Annotated in this window: 14 protein-coding genes; 7 read left to right on the forward strand and 7 right to left on the reverse strand. The window is 53.5% G+C overall.

What is annotated here, in order from left to right:
• The first annotated feature begins 263 nt into the window (after window positions 1-263).
• The 3 genes from acs to actP all read left to right on the forward strand — a co-directional run bounded on the left by acs (window position 264) and on the right by actP (window position 4,419).
• Window positions 264-2,222 (forward strand): acetate--CoA ligase, encoded by a 1,959-nt coding sequence (gene acs, locus OGV93_RS00945; RefSeq protein ID WP_155554062.1) that lies wholly within the window; start codon window positions 264-266, stop codon window positions 2,220-2,222.
• Between the two features lie 236 nt (window positions 2,223-2,458).
• Window positions 2,459-2,773 carry a DUF485 domain-containing protein gene (locus OGV93_RS00950; protein ID WP_016155370.1) on the forward strand — a complete coding sequence of 105 codons (315 nt, stop codon included), beginning with the start codon at window positions 2,459-2,461 and terminating at the stop codon, window positions 2,771-2,773.
• Entirely contained in the window at window positions 2,770-4,419 is a 1,650-nt protein-coding gene (actP, locus tag OGV93_RS00955) for a cation/acetate symporter ActP (RefSeq protein WP_016155369.1), read from the forward strand. The genes OGV93_RS00950 and actP overlap by 4 nt, the downstream gene beginning before the upstream one ends.
• Before the next feature lie 42 nt (window positions 4,420-4,461).
• Here actP and OGV93_RS00960 read toward each other — a convergent pair whose 3' ends face one another.
• Together OGV93_RS00960 and OGV93_RS00965 are read right to left on the reverse strand one after the other, a co-directional pair.
• The gene (locus OGV93_RS00960; RefSeq protein ID WP_287109306.1) at window positions 4,462-5,151 is read right to left on the reverse strand and encodes an LrgB family protein; all 690 of its coding nucleotides are present in this window, start codon (window positions 5,149-5,151) and stop codon (window positions 4,462-4,464) included.
• Window positions 5,144-5,554 carry a CidA/LrgA family protein gene (locus tag OGV93_RS00965; protein WP_016155367.1) on the reverse strand — a complete coding sequence of 137 codons (411 nt, stop codon included), beginning with the start codon at window positions 5,552-5,554 and terminating at the stop codon, window positions 5,144-5,146. Before OGV93_RS00965 ends, OGV93_RS00960 begins: the two co-directional genes overlap by 8 nt.
• Before the next feature lie 101 nt (window positions 5,555-5,655).
• Between OGV93_RS00965 and OGV93_RS00970 the strand changes: the two genes are divergently transcribed.
• On the forward strand, window positions 5,656-6,546 hold the full coding sequence (locus OGV93_RS00970; RefSeq protein ID WP_287100591.1) for a LysR family transcriptional regulator: 891 nt from the start codon (window positions 5,656-5,658) through the stop codon (window positions 6,544-6,546).
• Window positions 6,547-6,630: 84 nt separating this feature from the next.
• Here the strand turns inward: OGV93_RS00970 and OGV93_RS00975 are convergent, their stop codons facing one another.
• The 3 genes from OGV93_RS00975 to soxR all read right to left on the reverse strand — a co-directional run bounded on the left by OGV93_RS00975 (window position 6,631) and on the right by soxR (window position 10,846).
• On the reverse strand, window positions 6,631-8,277 hold the full coding sequence (locus OGV93_RS00975; protein WP_016155450.1) for a Na+/H+ antiporter: 1,647 nt from the start codon (window positions 8,275-8,277) through the stop codon (window positions 6,631-6,633).
• Between the two features lie 157 nt (window positions 8,278-8,434).
• On the reverse strand, window positions 8,435-9,784 hold the full coding sequence (gene ghxP / locus OGV93_RS00980; protein ID WP_016155449.1) for a guanine/hypoxanthine transporter GhxP: 1,350 nt from the start codon (window positions 9,782-9,784) through the stop codon (window positions 8,435-8,437).
• 603 nt (window positions 9,785-10,387) lie between these two features.
• Window positions 10,388-10,846 carry a redox-sensitive transcriptional activator SoxR gene (gene soxR / locus OGV93_RS00985; protein ID WP_016155363.1) on the reverse strand — a complete coding sequence of 153 codons (459 nt, stop codon included), beginning with the start codon at window positions 10,844-10,846 and terminating at the stop codon, window positions 10,388-10,390.
• An 86-nt stretch (window positions 10,847-10,932) separates the two neighbouring features.
• Between soxR and soxS the strand changes: the two genes are divergently transcribed.
• On the forward strand, window positions 10,933-11,256 hold the full coding sequence (gene soxS / locus OGV93_RS00990) for a superoxide response transcriptional regulator SoxS (protein ID WP_016155362.1): 324 nt from the start codon (window positions 10,933-10,935) through the stop codon (window positions 11,254-11,256).
• 2 nt (window positions 11,257-11,258) lie between these two features.
• Here the strand turns inward: soxS and pdeC are convergent, their stop codons facing one another.
• Complete coding sequence (pdeC, locus tag OGV93_RS00995; protein ID WP_016155361.1) at window positions 11,259-12,845, reverse strand: cyclic di-3',5'-guanosine monophosphate phosphodiesterase PdeC; 1,587 nt, start codon at window positions 12,843-12,845, stop codon at window positions 11,259-11,261.
• Between the two features lie 551 nt (window positions 12,846-13,396).
• Here pdeC and OGV93_RS01000 point away from each other — a divergent pair.
• Window positions 13,397-13,678, forward strand: a complete 282-nt coding sequence (locus OGV93_RS01000) for a YjcB family protein (protein WP_016155360.1) — start codon at window positions 13,397-13,399, stop codon at window positions 13,676-13,678.
• Between the two features lie 66 nt (window positions 13,679-13,744).
• Here OGV93_RS01000 and ssb1 read toward each other — a convergent pair whose 3' ends face one another.
• Window positions 13,745-14,272: a single-stranded DNA-binding protein SSB1 gene (gene ssb1 / locus OGV93_RS01005; protein WP_016155359.1), complete on the reverse strand. Its 528-nt coding sequence runs from the start codon at window positions 14,270-14,272 to the stop codon at window positions 13,745-13,747.
• A 251-nt stretch (window positions 14,273-14,523) separates the two neighbouring features.
• Between ssb1 and uvrA the strand changes: the two genes are divergently transcribed.
• Window positions 14,524-17,346, forward strand: a complete 2,823-nt coding sequence (uvrA, locus tag OGV93_RS01010) for an excinuclease ABC subunit UvrA (protein WP_016155358.1) — start codon at window positions 14,524-14,526, stop codon at window positions 17,344-17,346.
• Window positions 17,347-17,413: the final 67 nt, after the last annotated feature.

Below are 17,413 nucleotides of genomic sequence, written 5' to 3' on the forward strand. Positions count from 1 at the left end.
AGAGTTATAAACCCCCTCTAACTCCTCACTCTTTTGTCTAATTCAGAGATAGATCACCTTTTCAATAATCCTTTAGATAACTACATGTTATCGCGAGATTTAATCAATTTTTGCTAGTTCCCTTCAAAATTAAGTTTGCCGCTAATTTGCACAATTCGTTTATTGCGTGATCTGCCGCGCAAATACTAAACAAAACTCTCAAAGCCCCTACATTTAACGTTTATGAGACATATTATTAACATCCTACAAGGAGAACAAAAGCCATGAGCCAAATACATAAACACGCTATTCCCGCAAACATTGCGGATCGTTGCCTGATAAACCCGGAGCAGTACGAAGAGAAATACCAGCAATCCGTTAACGAACCCGACACATTTTGGGGCGAGCAGGGAAAGATACTTGATTGGATCAAGCCGTACAGCCAGGTGAAGAACACCTCCTTCGCACCGGGCAACGTGTCGATTAAATGGTACGAAGACGGCACCCTGAACCTGGCCGCAAACTGCCTTGACCGTCATTTACAGGCAAATGGCGATCGCACCGCCATCATCTGGGAAGGCGATGACGCCACCCAAAGCAAAAACATTACTTATCGCGAACTGCATCGCGATGTTTGCCGTTTCGCCAATACGCTACTGGATTTAGGCATTAAAAAAGGCGACGTAGTGGCCATTTATATGCCGATGGTGCCGGAAGCGGCGGTTGCTATGCTGGCTTGCGCCCGCATTGGCGCGGTGCATTCGGTCATCTTCGGTGGTTTTTCACCAGAGGCGGTCGCCGGACGTATCATCGACTCCAATTCACGTCTGGTGATCACCGCCGACGAAGGCGTGCGCGCCGGCCGCGCTATCCCGCTGAAAAAGAACGTCGATGATGCGCTGAAAAACCCGAACGTGAAAACAGTGGAACATGTGGTCGTCCTCAAACGTACCGGTGGAAAAACGGAATGGCAGGAAGGCCGTGACCTGTGGTGGTCCGATCTTATCGAGAAAGCCAGCCCAGAACATCAGCCAGAAGAAATGAACGCGGAAGATCCGCTGTTTATCCTCTATACCTCCGGTTCAACCGGCAAGCCAAAAGGCGTACTGCATACCACCGGCGGATATCTGGTCTACGCCGCAACCACCTTTAAGTACGTGTTTGACTACCATCAGGGCGATATTTATTGGTGTACCGCTGACGTGGGTTGGGTAACCGGGCACAGCTACCTGCTGTATGGTCCGTTGGCCTGCGGCGCAACCACGCTGATGTTCGAAGGCGTGCCAAACTGGCCAACCCCGGCGCGTATGTCGCAGGTTGTGGACAAGCACCAGGTCAATATTCTGTATACCGCGCCGACCGCCATCCGCGCCCTGATGGCAGAAGGTGATAAAGCGATTGAAGGCACTGACCGCTCCTCGCTGCGTATCCTGGGTTCCGTTGGCGAGCCGATTAACCCGGAAGCATGGGAGTGGTACTGGAAGAAGATCGGCAACGAAAAATGCCCGGTCGTCGATACCTGGTGGCAGACCGAAACCGGTGGATTCATGATCACCCCGCTGCCGGGCGCCACCGAGTTGAAAGCGGGTTCCGCAACCCGTCCGTTCTTTGGCGTACAGCCTGCGATTGTCGATAACGAGGGTAATCCGCTGGAAGGCGCGACCGAAGGCAACCTGGTGATTACCGACTCGTGGCCGGGCCAGGCGAGAACGCTGTTTGGCGATCACGAACGCTTTGAGCAGACCTACTTTTCTACCTTCAAGAATATGTACTTCAGCGGCGACGGCGCGCGTCGTGACGAAGATGACTATTACTGGATCACCGGTCGTGTGGACGATGTGCTGAACGTCTCTGGCCACCGTCTGGGAACGGCAGAAATCGAATCGGCGCTGGTGTCGCATCCGAAGATTGCCGAGGCCGCGGTGGTGGGTATTCCGCATAATATTAAAGGCCAGGCGATCTACGCCTACGTCACGCTGAATCACGGCGAAGAGCCATCACCTGAGCTGTACGCCGAGGTGCGCAACTGGGTACGTAAAGAAATTGGTCCGCTGGCAACGCCAGACGTGCTGCACTGGACCGACTCACTGCCGAAAACCCGCTCCGGCAAAATCATGCGCCGTATTCTGCGTAAAATCGCGGCGGGCGATACCAGCAATCTGGGCGATACCTCGACCCTCGCCGATCCTGGCGTGGTAGAGAAACTGCTCGAAGAGAAGCAGGCCATCGCGATGCCATCATAACCACAACCGTGAAATGCCCGATGGTGCGCGGCTTATCGGGCCTACAAATCCTACCCCTACCCCTCCCCTGACCGGGAGGGAAAATATAATAACCCACCCCAAAGGATTTCGCGTTGCAGGAAGGCGGCAAGCGAGCGCATCCCCAGGAGCATAGTTCACTATGTGACTGAGGTGGGCGAGTGCGGCCAACACACTTGCAACGTGAAAGACGAAGGGGGCCTCTGGAGAACTCTGTGATGAATGACTCTATTTATCAGCGGATAGAAGACAGTGCGCGTTTCAGGGAGTTAGTTGAAAAAAGGCAACGGTTTGCCACCATTCTGTCCATCATCATGCTGGCAGTTTACATCAGCTTTATTTTACTGATTGCCTTTGCGCCTGGCTGGCTGGGTACGCCGCTACACGCGGGAACCAGCGTCACCCGGGGTATTCCGATTGGGGTCGGTGTGATCCTCATCTCCTTCATCCTGACCGGGATCTATATCTGGCGGGCAAACGGTGAATTCGACCGCCTGAACAATGCGGTTCTGCACGAGGTTAAAGCATCATGAAGAGAGTCCTGACGGCGCTTGCCGCCACGCTGCCCTTCGCCGCAAACGCGGCGGATGCTATTAGCGGTGCAGTCCAACGCCAGCCAACCAACTGGCAGGCGATTGTCATGTTCCTGATTTTCGTCATCTTTACGCTCGGTATTACTTACTGGGCGTCTAAGCGCGTACGTTCGCGTAATGACTACTACACCGCCGGCGGTAACATCACTGGTTTCCAGAACGGGCTGGCGATTGCGGGCGACTATATGTCGGCGGCATCGTTTCTCGGGATTTCCGCGCTGGTGTTTACCTCCGGTTATGACGGGCTGATCTATTCACTCGGCTTCCTGGTCGGCTGGCCAATTATCCTGTTCCTGATTGCGGAGCGTCTGCGTAACCTGGGTCGTTACACCTTTGCAGATGTTGCTTCTTATCGTCTGAAGCAAGGACCAATCCGTATTCTGTCGGCCTGTGGTTCTTTGGTGGTGGTCGCGCTGTATCTGATCGCCCAGATGGTCGGCGCAGGTAAGCTGATTGAGCTGCTGTTTGGTCTGAACTATCACATCGCCGTCGTACTGGTTGGCGTGCTGATGATGATGTACGTCCTGTTTGGCGGCATGCTGGCGACCACCTGGGTACAAATCATCAAAGCCGTTCTGCTGCTGTTCGGTGCCAGCTTTATGGCCTTTATGGTGATGAAGCACGTCGGCTTTAGCTTCAACAACCTGTTCACCGAAGCAATGGCGGTACACCCGAAAGGTTCAGCCATTATGAGCCCGGGCGGACTGGTAAAAGATCCGATCTCCGCCCTGTCGTTAGGTCTCGGCCTGATGTTTGGTACGGCAGGCTTGCCGCACATCCTGATGCGCTTCTTCACGGTCAGCGATGCCCGCGAAGCGCGTAAGAGCGTGTTCTATGCCACAGGTTTTATGGGTTATTTCTACATCCTGACCTTTATCATCGGCTTTGGCGCGATCATGCTGGTGGGCGCTAACCCGGCGTATAAAGACGCTGCTGGCGCGCTGATCGGCGGTAACAACATGGCGGCGGTTCACCTGGCGAATGCAGTGGGCGGCAACCTGTTCCTGGGCTTCATCTCAGCCGTGGCGTTTGCCACCATCCTGGCGGTGGTTGCAGGCCTGACGCTGGCGGGCGCATCGGCCGTTTCTCACGACCTGTATGCCAACGTGTTCCGTAAAGGCGCAACCGAACGTGAAGAGCTGAAGGTGTCGAAAATCACCGTACTGGTGCTGGGCGTGATTGCCATCCTGCTCGGCGTGCTGTTTGAGAACCAGAATATCGCCTTCATGGTAGGTCTGGCGTTTGCTATCGCAGCCAGCTGCAACTTCCCGATCATTCTGCTCTCCATGTACTGGTCAAGACTGACCACGCGTGGCGCGATGTTGGGCGGCTGGTTAGGTCTGCTGACGGCGGTGGTGCTGATGGTGCTTGGCCCGACGATTTGGGTCCAGATCCTTGGTCACGAAAAAGCCATTTTCCCGTATGAATATCCGGCGCTGTTCTCCATCAGCGTAGCGTTCCTCGGGATCTGGTTCTTCTCTGCTACCGATAACTCAGAAGAAGGTAATCGCGAACGCGAGCAGTTCCGTGCTCAGTTCATCCGTTCCCAGACCGGGTACGGCGTAGAACAAGGTCGCGCGCACTAACCACACCTACTCATCCCCGGTCTGAACGACCGGGGCATTTTTTCAGAACATCACCATCGCGACCAGCGGTGCCACCAGCACCATCACCACGCCGGAAAGCATCATCACCAGGCTGGCGACCACGCCCTCCTGCTGGCCGAGCTCATAAGAGCGCGCCGTGCCCGCACCATGCGAGGCTGCGCCAAATCCTGCGCCTTTCGCCATCCCTTCCCGAATAGAAAGCCGTAAAAACAGTACATCGCCAACCGCCATACCAAATACACCGGTCACTACCACGAACAATGCCACCAGGTCTGGTTGCCCACCCAACGGCTCTGCTGCTGCCAGCGCAAACGGCGTGGTGACGGAGCGCACCGCCAGGCTACGCTGGATTTCATCAGGCAACATACACAGACGCGCCAGCCACACGGAACTGGTAACGGCCACCAGCGTTGCCGTCACCACGCCCGCCGTCAGTGACATCCAGTGCCGCTTAATCACGGCAAGGTTGTCATAAACCGGAACGGCAAAAGCGATGGTCGCAGGGCCTAACAGCCACAGCAACCAGTGCGATTCACCAATATAGTTTTGCCAGGAGATATGCCCGAAGACCAGCATCAGGACCAGCAGCGCCGGAGTGAACACTAACGGCATCAGCGGTAATTTACGAAAACGGCGATACAGGCGCTTGTTGGCAAAATAGATGCCCAGCGTAATCACCAGACACAGCACGCTTAGCTGGAAATTACTCACGGTTTAGCCTGCTCATTTCATAGCGATACACTTTATCCACGACCCACGCCGTTGCGCCAAGCACCATCAACGTACTTAGCGCAATGACGGCAAATATGCGCCAACCATCGACCAACAACAGCTGCGTATAGTTGACGACAGCCACCACCGCCGGAACAAAAAACAGCAACATTTCAGCCAGTAACCAGCGAGCGCCTGCGCGAATCCAGTTCAGCGGGATAACCCGGCAGACAATCAGCGCCAACATCAGCACCATCCCAACCAGGTTGGCAGGAAGCGGCAGATGCAGCCAGGAGACAAGATATTGAGCAAATACAAATAGACCTGCGTACAACAGAACCTGAACGGGGATCTGGAGTCGATGAATAACGGCAGGCGTCACGCGGCTTATCGCCACAGCCATGAGGGTATGTCCTTAAAAAATAGAGAGCGCCAGTATAGAGAGCCCCCGTCCAGGACTGAAATGAATTAAACTCATTGCAGGCATAGTCTTAAGGAATAATCATGGATATCAGAACGCTGCGCTATTTTGTTGAGGTGGTTCGTCAGCAGAGCTTTACCCGCGCAGCGGAGAAGCTTTTTGTCACCCAGCCCACCATCAGCAAGATGTTGAAAAACCTTGAAGACGAGCTTAACTGCACGCTGTTAATCCGCGACGGTCGGCGACTGCTGTTAACCGACACCGGACAGGTTGTTTTCGAACGCGGCCTGGCGATCCTCGCCGAGTTTCGCCAGCTCGAAGCAGAACTCAGCGACATTAATCACCTCAACAAGGGAGTGCTGCGCCTCGGCATCCCGCCCATGGTCGGTATGTTGATGGCCGGGCCTATCAGCCTGTTTCGCCAGCGCTATCCCGGCGTGGAGCTGAAGGTGTCTGAATTTGGAGGCTTAACCGTCCAGCAGGCGGTGATGAATGGCGATCTGGATGTCGCGATGACCGCGCTGCCGGTTGAAGAAGAGAGCGGCCTGGCGACCTTACCGCTTTTTAGCCATCCGCTCTGTGTGCTGGTCCCCCGCTCCGGTCAGTGGACAACGTGTGAATCCATTTCCCCCGAGGCGTTAGCGGTGCATCCCCTGCTTATCTATAACGAAGATTTCGCGTTGAGCCGTCAGTTGCTTGAGCTGTTTAACCAGCACAACGTCAAACCCCGCATCGCGGTACGCAGTGGGCAGTGGGATTTTCTGGCGGCGATGGTGCAAGCCGGAGTCGGGATCGCCATTTTACCGGAGCCGATTTGCCAGCGATTGGATAAGCAGACGCTGCGCTGGATCCCTTTGGAGAGTGATTTACGCTGGCAGTTGGGCATGATTTGGCGCGAAGGGGTGTATCTGTCGCACAGCGCCCAGGCGTGGCTCAAATGCTGTGAAGGGTTCTGGCTAACGCAAGAGTCGTAACATGCCGGATGCGGCTTAACGCTTATCAGACCTACAATTGGATTCCGTAGGCCTGATAAGCGTAGCGCCATCAGGCACAACCGTTTATTCGTTCTCGATCAACAGCGCTTCCAGCAAATCCAGATCGTGCAGCAGTTTTTGCAGCGTCTCATTGCTGATTTCCCGCGTGGCGCGCAGGTGATAAAGTTCCGCGCGCTCGGAACGCAGGGCCGCCAGACGGAAACGCCGCTCGAGGTTTTCTTCCTGCATCGAGCTTTCTACGTCGTTGCGTCCGTCGGCGCGTCGACGCAGATTACCGATGACGCGTGAACTTACCTCGGTGAGCAACTGATTGTCGATGTTCTCTTCGGTGTCTGCGGCCAGACGCTCCTCCATTTTCTGGATGGCGACAATCGCCACTTCCGCCGTGGCAGCGCGGGCAATTCGTTCCTCTTTCTGCTGCTGCGAGTGGTCTGCCACTTCCAGGTGTTGCAGCAGAAGCGGCAGCATCACCACGCCAACAAACAGCGAGAACAGAATCACGCCCGCGGCAAGGAAGATCAGCTCATATCGCGCCGGGAAGCCGCTACCATCCGGTAACAGCAGCGGAATAGAGAGCACACCGGCGAGAGTAATGGCCCCACGCACGCCCGCAAAGGAGGCGATCATGATTTCACGCGTCGTCCAGGAACCAAACTCCATCGGCTTTTTCTTCAGAAAGCGCAGGCTAAACTTCTTCATCGTCCACAGCCAGCCAAAACGTACCAGCATCAGCGCCACGTAAATCAGCACGATATCGGTAAACAGCATCCAGATTTCAACATTCGGGTCGGCTTCTGCCGCCGCCAAAGAAGACTCCAGAATCCCCGGCAACTGCAGTCCTAACAGCAAGAAAACCATGCCGTTAAACACAAACTCCAGCATTGCCCAGGTGCTGTTAGCACGTAAACGCATCGCCAGCGGTGCCCGGCGCATTACCCCGGAACGGGTAATCGTCATCCCGGCTGCGACCGCCGCGAGGATGCCGGAAACACCGATGTGTTCCGCAATCAGGTAAGACGCAAACGGCAGCAGGAACAGCAGAACGATTTGCGTTGCCGGTTCATCACCCCCCCAGCGGCTGAGAAAACGCAGGGAGCGCCCGTACAGCCAACTGACGACAAAACCGGCCAGGATACCGCCAATCGCTACCTTGAAGAACTCAAGCGTTGCGCCACCAACCGTAAACACCATCGTGCCCATCGCCACGGCGACGGCAAATTTCAGTGATACCAGACCGGAGGCGTCGTTCATCAACGCTTCGCCCTGCAGGATACCCATGATTTTCTTCGGTATGCGTCCCTCCCCCACTATGCCGGAAAGGGCCACGGCATCGGTTGGCGACAGGACAGCGGCCAACGCAAAGGCTGGGATGAGAGGGATCCCCGGCACCAGCCAGTAAATCATAAAGCCAATCCCGACCACCGTGACCAGAACCAGCGCCAGCGCAAGGCCGAAGATCTCTCGCCCGTGCTCCAGAAACTCACGGGTTGGCGTCTTCCAGCCATCGGCGAAAAGCAGCGGCGGGATGAACAGAACCAGAAAAAGCTCAGGATCGAATTCCACATGCAAACCAAACGTCGGCCACGCCAGCAAGGCGCCGATGGCGATCTGCATAAGGGGTAAAGGGAGTTGGAATGGCAATACGCGAGTAAAAACCCCCGACAGCGAGACCACAAGGGTCATGATGAGTATGGTGAAAAAGATTTCCATGCGTTCCCTGTTTGCGATGTTTCTTATGATCAGTGATGAGAGGCGTCGTGCCTCAATTCTATCTACTTGAGAGTAACGCAAAAGACAACGAGAGTGTTGTGAAAATAAAAACGGGCGGCCAAAGCCACCCGTTTTCAGAATCTTCATCAAATGAGGATTAGATAGCCCAACCACCAGCGTAGAAGGCCACCAGCGCGATGGCGATGACCACTGTGCCGATGTTCAGTTTGCGCCATTCGCCAGAGACGATACGGCCAATCACCAGGGTAGCAAAGCCAATCATAATGCCGGTCACGATGTTACAGGTCAGCACGATAAATACGGCCGTTACCAGCCCCGCCATAGCGTCGACAAAGTCAGCAAAGTCGATTTTCGCTACGTTGCTCAACATCAGCAGGCCCACATACATCAGCGCAGGTGCCGTTGCATATACTGGTACAAGATAAGAGAGCGGAGAGAGGAACAGGATCAGCAGGAACAGTACGCCAACGGTGATCGCCGTCAGGCCGGTTTTGCCGCCTGCCGCCGTACCCGCTGCGGATTCAATATAAACCGCCGCCGGTGCAGCGCCCACCAGGCCAGAGAACACGCTGCTCAGGGAGTCGGTGGTCAGCGCTTTGCCGCCGTCAATAATCTGTCCGTCTTTATCCAGCAGATTCGCCTGTCCGGCTACCGCACGGATGGTTCCGGTCGCATCGAAGACAGCGGTCATGACCAGCGCCAGCACGCTCGGCAGTACGATCGGGTTTAGTGCGCCCATAATATCCAGGCTACCGATCAGCGAGTTACCGTTTTCGTCGCTCAGAGACGGCATGGCAAAAATACCGGAGAAATGTACGGCCGGGTCGAAAATCAAACCCACTACGGAAATACCGATAATAGTCAGCAGGATACCGCCAGGTACTTTCAGTTTTTCGAGGCCAATAATCACCGCCAGACCTACCAGCGACATAATCACCGGGAAGGTATCGAAATCGCCCAGCGCAACCGGCAGGCCGTCCAGCGGGTTTTTAATAACCAGACCCACGCCGTTTGCCGCAATCAGCAGCAGGAACAGGCCGATTCCAATCCCCGTACCGTGCGCAACACCCTGCGGTAGATTGCGCAGGATCCAGCTACGAATACCGGTCGCGGAAATGATGGTAAACAGGACACCCATCAGGAACACCGCACCCAACGCAACAGGCACGCTGATATGTTGTCCCAGTACCAGGCTGAACGCGGTAAACGCCGTCAAAGAAATGGCGCAGCCAATCGCCAGCGGCAGGTTTGCCCACAGGCCCATCACAATAGAACCGACGCCCGCGACCAGACAGGTTGCCACAAATACAGCGGCAGGCGGGAATCCGGCTTTACCCAGCATCCCCGGAACCACGATAACGGAGTAGACCATGGCCAGGAACGTCGTTAATCCGGCAACGACTTCCTGACGAACGGTACTGCCGCGGAGCGAAATTTTAAACCAGGCGTCGAGTGAACCGCCGGTACGCGCTGAAGGCGTAGACATAGAAAACATCCCCTGAGAGTTTATTTTTTCGTCATTATGCGTGCTGGACAATCCACTGCCTGCTAAACGTTTTCTCCATGTGCCAGGTTTGCGTCAATAGGGGTGTCGCAAAAAAGCAAACGTTTAGCTCCGCGCATAAAAAACGGGTGGTAAAAAAAGCAAACGATTATCCAGCGATCATACGCTGGTTTTCAACTGAACTTTGCCGCTTTTTACTCATTTCTTCTTATAACGCGCAATAAATAATCAGTCGATGCGCAAACGTTATCGTCAATGCGCAGTCTCGCAACAAATTTTGCGGAGTTATTACAACATCGGTGTGGCTTTTTCACGCAAACTTGCGCAAGAAAACCGGTGAAGATGCGGAAAATTTTTTGGCTAAAAAATCACCATTTCACTGGTAAATGGAGAGAGGTGGCTTACAATTACATTATCAACACAGACCGGAACCTCACCTAATGTGCTCGACTGAGGGGTGTTGATGTCGGGGGAAACCCTCCCGTGAACCAGCGGGATAGAGTGAAAGACAAAGACCGGAACCAAACTAAAGCGCCCTCTGTGGCGCTTTAGTTTTGTATCCGTCAATCCATCAGATATTTCACATCAATCATCTTCCAGCAGACGCGCCCCGGTCCCCTTCTCGCCAAGCTGATCGCCTGGGTTACGCAACGGGCAATCGCTGCGCGACAAACAACCGCAACCAATACACCCATCCAGTTCATCGCGTAGCGCCACTAAAGTATGAATGCGTCGATCCAGCTCTTCACGCCATTGCGAAGAGAGCTGCTTCCACTCTTTAGCACTGAGCGAATGTCCTTCAGGTAATACGCCGAGCGCATCACCGATCGTTGCCAACGGGATCCCGATGCGTTGAGCAATCTTGATAATCGCCACATAACGCAACACATCACGTCTGTATCGGCGCTGATTGCCGCTGTTGCGCATACTGCTGATTAACCCTTTGCTTTCATAGAAATGCAGGGTTGATACCGCTACGCCGCTACGCTTTGCGACTTCACCTGGCGTGAGCAGCGCTTTTATTCGGGGTAATTTCTTTTCCATAAATCGCTTTACCTCAAGTTAACTTGAGGAATTATACTCGCCCACAGACAAAACGACGAATCGAATACTGAAAAAGAGGCAGCCCTATGTCCCATCAGCAGATTATTCAGACCCTTATTGAATGGATTGACGACCATATCGATCAGCCGCTGAACATTGAGGCGGTGGCGAAAAAATCAGGTTACTCGAAGTGGTATTTACAGAGAATGTTCCGCACGGTGATGCGCCAGACGTTGGGTGACTATATCCGCCAGCGTCGACTCCTGCTGGCTGCTGTTGAACTGCGGACGACCGAGCGACCTATTTTCGATATCGCGATGGATCTTGGTTACGTATCACAACAAACCTTCTCACGCGTGTTTCGCCGCGAGTTTGATCGTACCCCCAGCGATTACCGCCACCGCCTGTAAGATTATTGCCCGCTCTGCGTCAGTATGGCGGGCGACCGTTGTATCCAGTGCATGAACTCCTGTGGCGGCAGCGCCTTCGCAAAATACCAGCCCTGACAATACTGTACGCCACGTTCGCGCAGCCACTCGATTTGCTCAACCGTCTCTACCCCTTCCGCAATCATCTTCAGGTGTAAGCTTTGCGCCATTTCGATGATATGTTCGGCAATCAGGTGACTGGTGCTGTTGGTGGACAACGTACTAATAAATGATTTGTCGATCTTCAGGATATCGATATTCAACGCGGATAAATTGTGTAGATTGGAATATCCCGTCCCAAAATCATCAAACGCCACTTCATAACCCGCCTGACGAAACGCCTGGATTACCGCGGTCATTTTATCTACATCAATAAACCCGCGTTCCGTCACCTCGACTTTAATTTGCTGGGCCGCCACAGAGTACTCACGGTTTTTGTCGGTAATCAGGGCAATAAGTCGGGATGAATGAAAGTCAGAAGCAGAGAGGTTTATCGAGATATAAAGCTGAGGATGCGCCGAAAGAAAATATCCTAAATCGTTGAATACCTCTTCAATCACGTAATCCGTGATCCGCTCAATCATTCCCTCTTTTTCAGCCAGCGGAATAAACTCGGTTGGGCTCATTACTTCACCATCACAGCCCGGCCAGCGCAGCAGAGCCTCAGCCCCTACGCACTGACCGTTTTCGATATCAATGATCGGCTGGTAGTGCAGACACAGTTGACGTTTTTTGATTGCGCGTTTTAACAAGCGGCGGGGAGATAAGTATTCCTGACGCGTGCGCCACCACATTAACAGCATCAGGATGCTGCAGATAATCCCGAAAGGAATCGTTAACGCAGCCTCATGATAGAAAATCGAATGTATGCGTTTATCCGAGGTCGACACAATAATCGCAATCGGGCGTTTTTCTGAATGCACTTTGGTGTAGAAGCGATCGTCCAACTGGAAGGTTGAGGCTTCACCGTGCACCAACGGCAATAACTGCGCAATATGCGCCCCTTCGCTGGCAGAGAAAAAAGTACCCGTTACCGTGTCATACACGCCCCAGGACAGGTCCGGGTCATCTGACATAACTTCGCTGTAAGATAATGGGTTGATGACGACAACGTAGTTTCCACGTTGCATATACGTCATTCTGTAGCCAGCGAAAAAGGGGGTATCGCGATAGTAATAAATGGAGATGTCCGGCGTACGTTTATAGTCGGCGGTCGGCATAATATAGGCGACTGGCGGCGCCATCGACGTAGAGCACAAAAAATGATCGCCCTGCGCATAAATTAGCTCGCTGATATATAAACGACCACGAATAATATCTAGCATATTTTTCTGATGTGCCGGGGTACACATCTTACCTTGATACAACAGGGCCATATCTCGCGCTAAATCGGCTTGTTGGATCACCAATTCAGTTTTATTTAACACCAGTTGCGCAAAAGAGCGAAGTTGATTACGGGTTTCGGACATTGCCCGGATTTGAGCAAACCATAACGCCAGCACCACGGGGAGCAATACCACCATGAATGTTCCGAGGAACTTCAGTATCTTGCGTCGCGCACTGTGATTCATGTCAGCCCTGTTTCCCTGTTTCGTATATGCCAGAACCCATTAAGGCAAGATGCTATAAACACCGACTGATTAAGTTGCATGAATCTATCAGTATTAGCAACAGACTTCTCTATGTAAAAGTCTGATAATAGTTGATGATGATATTATTTTTCCGTAAGGCAAACTTAAAGTTATGCTTATTTCATAACGTTATTATCCCCAAGGAGTAATTTTTTATAAGCACTATCCTGGCTTTATTTAAGAAATTCATTAGATTTTTTTAACGATGAATTTAGGATAAATAAAACAGGTAACAAAAATGCATCTTTAAGATTGATTATTTAGTATCATTGCTTCCTTGAATATAACCACATATTTAACATGGTTATCATCCTGCAAAAAATACGCCCAACACTGGTGAACAAACGAGCAAGTGTGATATAGTTCACAAAAATAATGTAACAGAAACGATGTTTCATTCATGTTATTGCCCGTCGATAGCCAGAGTACTACACCCTCGGTGAACACCCCCGCGCTGTCCTGGGCATCCAGACTTTCTGAGGACGTTTTTCATGGCAACGATAACAACTGGCGTGGTTCTTCTGCGGTGGCAATTACTCAGTGCAGTGCTGATGTTTTTAGCCAGTACGCTTAATATCCGTTTTCGTAAATCAGATTATATTGGCCTGGCCGTCATTAGCAGCGGTTTAGGGCTGGTTTTTGCCTGCTGGTTTGCGACCGGATTACTCGGCATAACCCTGGTGGATATGTCCGCAATCTGGAAGAACATTGAAACCGTAATGGTTGAAGTGATGAGTCATACACCGCCAGACTGGCCGATGGTGTTGAACTGATAACAGAATTGCATATGGCTACCCCAGTCCTGAGGTAGCCATAATTTTCAGCGAAAAGCAGAAGGATTAGAACGGAATATCGTCGTCGAAATCCATCGGCGGCTCATTAGACGGCGCTGCCGGAGCCGACTGCTGCTGCGGGCGAGACTGCGCGCCGCCGCTGAACTGATTGCCACCTTGCGGCTGCTGAGGCTGACCCCAACCACCCTGCTGCTGGCCGCCACCTGCCGGAGCCCCACCACCCTGACGACCGCCCAGCATTTGCATGGTGCCGCCAACGTTAACCACAACTTCAGTGGTGTACTTTTCTACGCCGGATTGATCGGTCCATTTACGGGTACGCAGCTGACCTTCGATATAGACCTGGGAACCTTTACGCAGATATTCGCTGGCAACTTCCGCCAGTTTGCCGAACAGCACCACACGGTGCCATTCAGTCTGCTCTTTCATTTCGCCGGTCGCTTTATCACGCCAGGATTCGGAAGTAGCCAGCGTAATGTTGGCAACTGCGCCACCATTCGGCATATAGCGTACTTCCGGGTCCTGGCCCAGATTACCGACGAGAATCACCTTGTTTACGCCTCTGCTGGCCATGATTGTGTCTCCTGAAAAACGTTACTGAATAAGTGTAAGCGCGGGATTGTAGCATTTCCAATAGCGCTTTTACTACGTTGCGAGATCGATTCCAGTAAACAACCCCAGACAGACATTGTTGCACAGGCATCTGCGTTTTGCATTCCAATACTGTATATCCATTCAGGTCAGGTTGTGTCATAATTAACCGTTTGTGATCGCCGGTAGCACCATGCAGCCAGGCAAAAAAGCGTTTAATCCGGGAAAGATGAATGGATAAGATCGAAGTTCGGGGCGCCCGCACCCATAATCTCAAAAACATCAACCTCGTCATCCCGCGCGACAAGCTGATTGTCGTCACCGGGCTTTCGGGCTCAGGCAAATCTTCGCTCGCTTTCGACACCTTGTATGCCGAAGGGCAGCGTCGTTACGTTGAATCCCTTTCCGCGTACGCGCGTCAGTTTCTGTCGCTGATGGAAAAGCCGGATGTCGACCACATTGAGGGGCTGTCTCCCGCCATCTCAATTGAACAAAAATCGACATCCCACAACCCGCGATCCACGGTAGGTACGATTACCGAAATTCACGACTATCTGCGTCTGCTGTTTGCCCGCGTTGGCGAACCGCGCTGCCCGGATCACGATGTTCCCCTGGCGGCCCAGACCGTTAGCCAGATGGTGGACAACGTTCTGTCGCAGCCGGAAGGCAAACGTCTGATGCTGCTGGCGCCGGTGATTAAAGAGCGTAAAGGCGAGCATACTAAAACGCTGGAAAACCTGGCAGGCCAGGGTTATATCCGCGCCCGTATCGACGGTGAAGTGTGCGACCTTTCCGATCCGCCCAAGCTTGAACTGCAAAAGAAACACACTATTGAAGTGGTGATTGACCGCTTTAAAGTACGCGACGATCTCACCCAGCGACTGGCTGAATCCTTTGAAACCGCGCTGGAACTGTCCGGTGGTACGGCGGTGGTCGCCGATATGGACGATCCGAAAGCGGAAGAGTTGCTGTTCTCCGCCAACTTCGCCTGTCCGATCTGCGGCTACAGCATGCGCGAGCTGGAACCACGTCTGTTCTCGTTCAATAACCCAGCGGGTGCATGCCCGACCTGTGACGGTCTCGGCGTGCAGCAGTATTTCGATCCTGACCGGGTGATCCAAAATCCGGAACTGTCGCTGGCCGGTGGTGCTATCCGCGGCTGGGATCGCCGTAACTTCTATTACTTCCAGATGCTTAAGTCACTGGCGGAACACTATAAATTCGACGTCGAAGCCCCATGGGCCAGCCTGAACCCTGCCGTGCATAAAGTGGTGCTGTACGGTTCCGGTAAAGAGAATATCGAATTTAAATACATGAACGATCGCGGCGATACGTCCGTACGCCGCCATCCGTTCGAAGGCGTATTGCACAATATGGAGCGCCGTTATAAAGAGACGGAATCCAGCGCGGTACGTGAAGAATTAGCCAAGTTCATTAGCAACCGACCGTGCGCCAGCTGTGAGGGGACGCGTTTACGCCGGGAAGCCCGCCACGTATTTGTCGAAAATACGCCGCTGCCCGCGATTTCCGACATGAGCATCGGTCACGCCATGGATTTCTTCAACAACCTGAAGCTTGCGGGTCAGCGAGCGAAGATTGCAGAGAAAATTCTCAAAGAGATTGGCGATCGTCTGAAGTTCCTGGTCAACGTCGGCCTCAACTATCTGACGCTGTCGCGTTCAGCAGAAACGCTCTCCGGCGGCGAAGCCCAGCGTATTCGTCTGGCAAGCCAGATCGGCGCAGGTCTGGTCGGCGTAATGTACGTGCTGGATGAACCGTCTATCGGTCTGCATCAGCGCGATAACGAGCGTCTGTTGGGTACGCTTATCCACCTGCGTAATCTGGGCAATACCGTCATTGTGGTTGAGCACGATGAAGACGCGATTCGCGCCGCTGACCACGTTATCGACATTGGCCCTGGCGCGGGCGTTCACGGCGGCCAGGTGGTTGCCGAAGGTACGCTAAAAGATATCATGGCCGTGCCTGAGTCGCTGACCGGCCAGTACATGAGCGGTAAGCGCAAGATTGAAGTGCCGAAACAGCGCGTGGCGGCAGACCCGGAAAAAGTGTTGAAGCTGACCGGCGCGCGCGGTAACAACCTGAAAGATGTCACCCTGACGCTGCCGGTTGGTTTATTTACCTGCATTACCGGTGTTTCCGGTTCGGGTAAATCGACGCTGATTAACGACACGCTGTTCCCGATTGCACAGACGGCGCTGAACGGCGCCACGCTGGCTGAACCCGCGCCATATCGTGATGTTCAGGGCCTGGAACATTTCGACAAAGTGATCGACATTGACCAAAGCCCGATTGGCCGTACGCCGCGCTCTAACCCGGCAACCTACACCGGCGTGTTTACGCCAGTGCGCGAACTGTTTGCCGGCGTGCCGGAGTCGCGTGCGCGCGGTTATACTCCGGGTCGTTTCAGCTTTAACGTCCGCGGCGGACGCTGTGAAGCTTGTCAGGGCGACGGCGTGATCAAAGTCGAAATGCACTTCCTGCCGGATATCTACGTGCCGTGCGATCAGTGTAAAGGCAAGCGCTATAACCGCGAAACACTGGAGATTAAGTACAAGGGCAAGACTATCCACGAAGTGCTGGATATGACGATTGAAGAAGCGCGTGAGTTCTTCGATGCCGTTCCGGCGCTGGCGCGTAAGCTGCAAACGCTGATGGACGTGGGTCTGACGTACATTCGACTGGGTCAGTCCGCCACCACGCTCTCGGGCGGTGAAGCGCAGCGCGTGAAGCTGGCGCGTGAACTGTCCAAACGCGGTACCGGTCAAACGCTGTATATTCTCGACGAACCGACCACCGGTCTGCATTTTGCGGATATTCAGCAACTGCTGGACGTGCTGCATCAACTCCGGGATCAGGGCAACACCATCGTAGTGATTGAGCACAATCTGGACGTGATAAAAACCGCTGACTGGATTGTCGATCTCGGTCCGGAAGGCGGCAGCGGCGGCGGGGAAATTCTGGTTTCAGGCACACCAGAAACGGTCGCTGAGTGTGAAGCCTCACACACGGCCCGTTTCCTCAAACCACTGTTGTAATCATGCCGATGGCGCTACGCTTATCAGGCCTACAAAATATGCATAATTGCTTGTAGGCCGGATAAGG

The sequence above is a fragment of the Citrobacter sp. Cb031 genome, assembly GCF_030336725.1.
GTDB classification, from domain to species: domain Bacteria; phylum Pseudomonadota; class Gammaproteobacteria; order Enterobacterales; family Enterobacteriaceae; genus Citrobacter; species Citrobacter braakii.

What these genes read in the sequence shown, in the direction of transcription:
- acs (WP_155554062.1), top strand. Translation starts at nt 264, where the DNA reads ATGAGCCAAATACATAAACACGCTATTCCCGCAAACATTGCGGATCGT.
- OGV93_RS00950 (WP_016155370.1), top strand. Translation starts at nt 2,459, where the DNA reads ATGAATGACTCTATTTATCAGCGGATAGAAGACAGTGCGCGTTTCAGG.
- actP (WP_016155369.1), top strand. Translation starts at nt 2,770, where the DNA reads ATGAAGAGAGTCCTGACGGCGCTTGCCGCCACGCTGCCCTTCGCCGCA.
- OGV93_RS00965 (WP_016155367.1), bottom strand. Translation starts at nt 5,554, where the DNA reads ATGGCTGTGGCGATAAGCCGCGTGACGCCTGCCGTTATTCATCGACTC.
- OGV93_RS00970 (WP_287100591.1), top strand. Translation starts at nt 5,656, where the DNA reads ATGGATATCAGAACGCTGCGCTATTTTGTTGAGGTGGTTCGTCAGCAG.
- OGV93_RS00975 (WP_016155450.1), bottom strand. Translation starts at nt 8,277, where the DNA reads ATGGAAATCTTTTTCACCATACTCATCATGACCCTTGTGGTCTCGCTG.
- ghxP (WP_016155449.1), bottom strand. Translation starts at nt 9,784, where the DNA reads ATGTCTACGCCTTCAGCGCGTACCGGCGGTTCACTCGACGCCTGGTTT.
- soxR (WP_016155363.1), bottom strand. Translation starts at nt 10,846, where the DNA reads ATGGAAAAGAAATTACCCCGAATAAAAGCGCTGCTCACGCCAGGTGAA.
- soxS (WP_016155362.1), top strand. Translation starts at nt 10,933, where the DNA reads ATGTCCCATCAGCAGATTATTCAGACCCTTATTGAATGGATTGACGAC.
- pdeC (WP_016155361.1), bottom strand. Translation starts at nt 12,845, where the DNA reads ATGAATCACAGTGCGCGACGCAAGATACTGAAGTTCCTCGGAACATTC.
- OGV93_RS01000 (WP_016155360.1), top strand. Translation starts at nt 13,397, where the DNA reads ATGGCAACGATAACAACTGGCGTGGTTCTTCTGCGGTGGCAATTACTC.
- ssb1 (WP_016155359.1), bottom strand. Translation starts at nt 14,272, where the DNA reads ATGGCCAGCAGAGGCGTAAACAAGGTGATTCTCGTCGGTAATCTGGGC.
- uvrA (WP_016155358.1), top strand. Translation starts at nt 14,524, where the DNA reads ATGGATAAGATCGAAGTTCGGGGCGCCCGCACCCATAATCTCAAAAAC.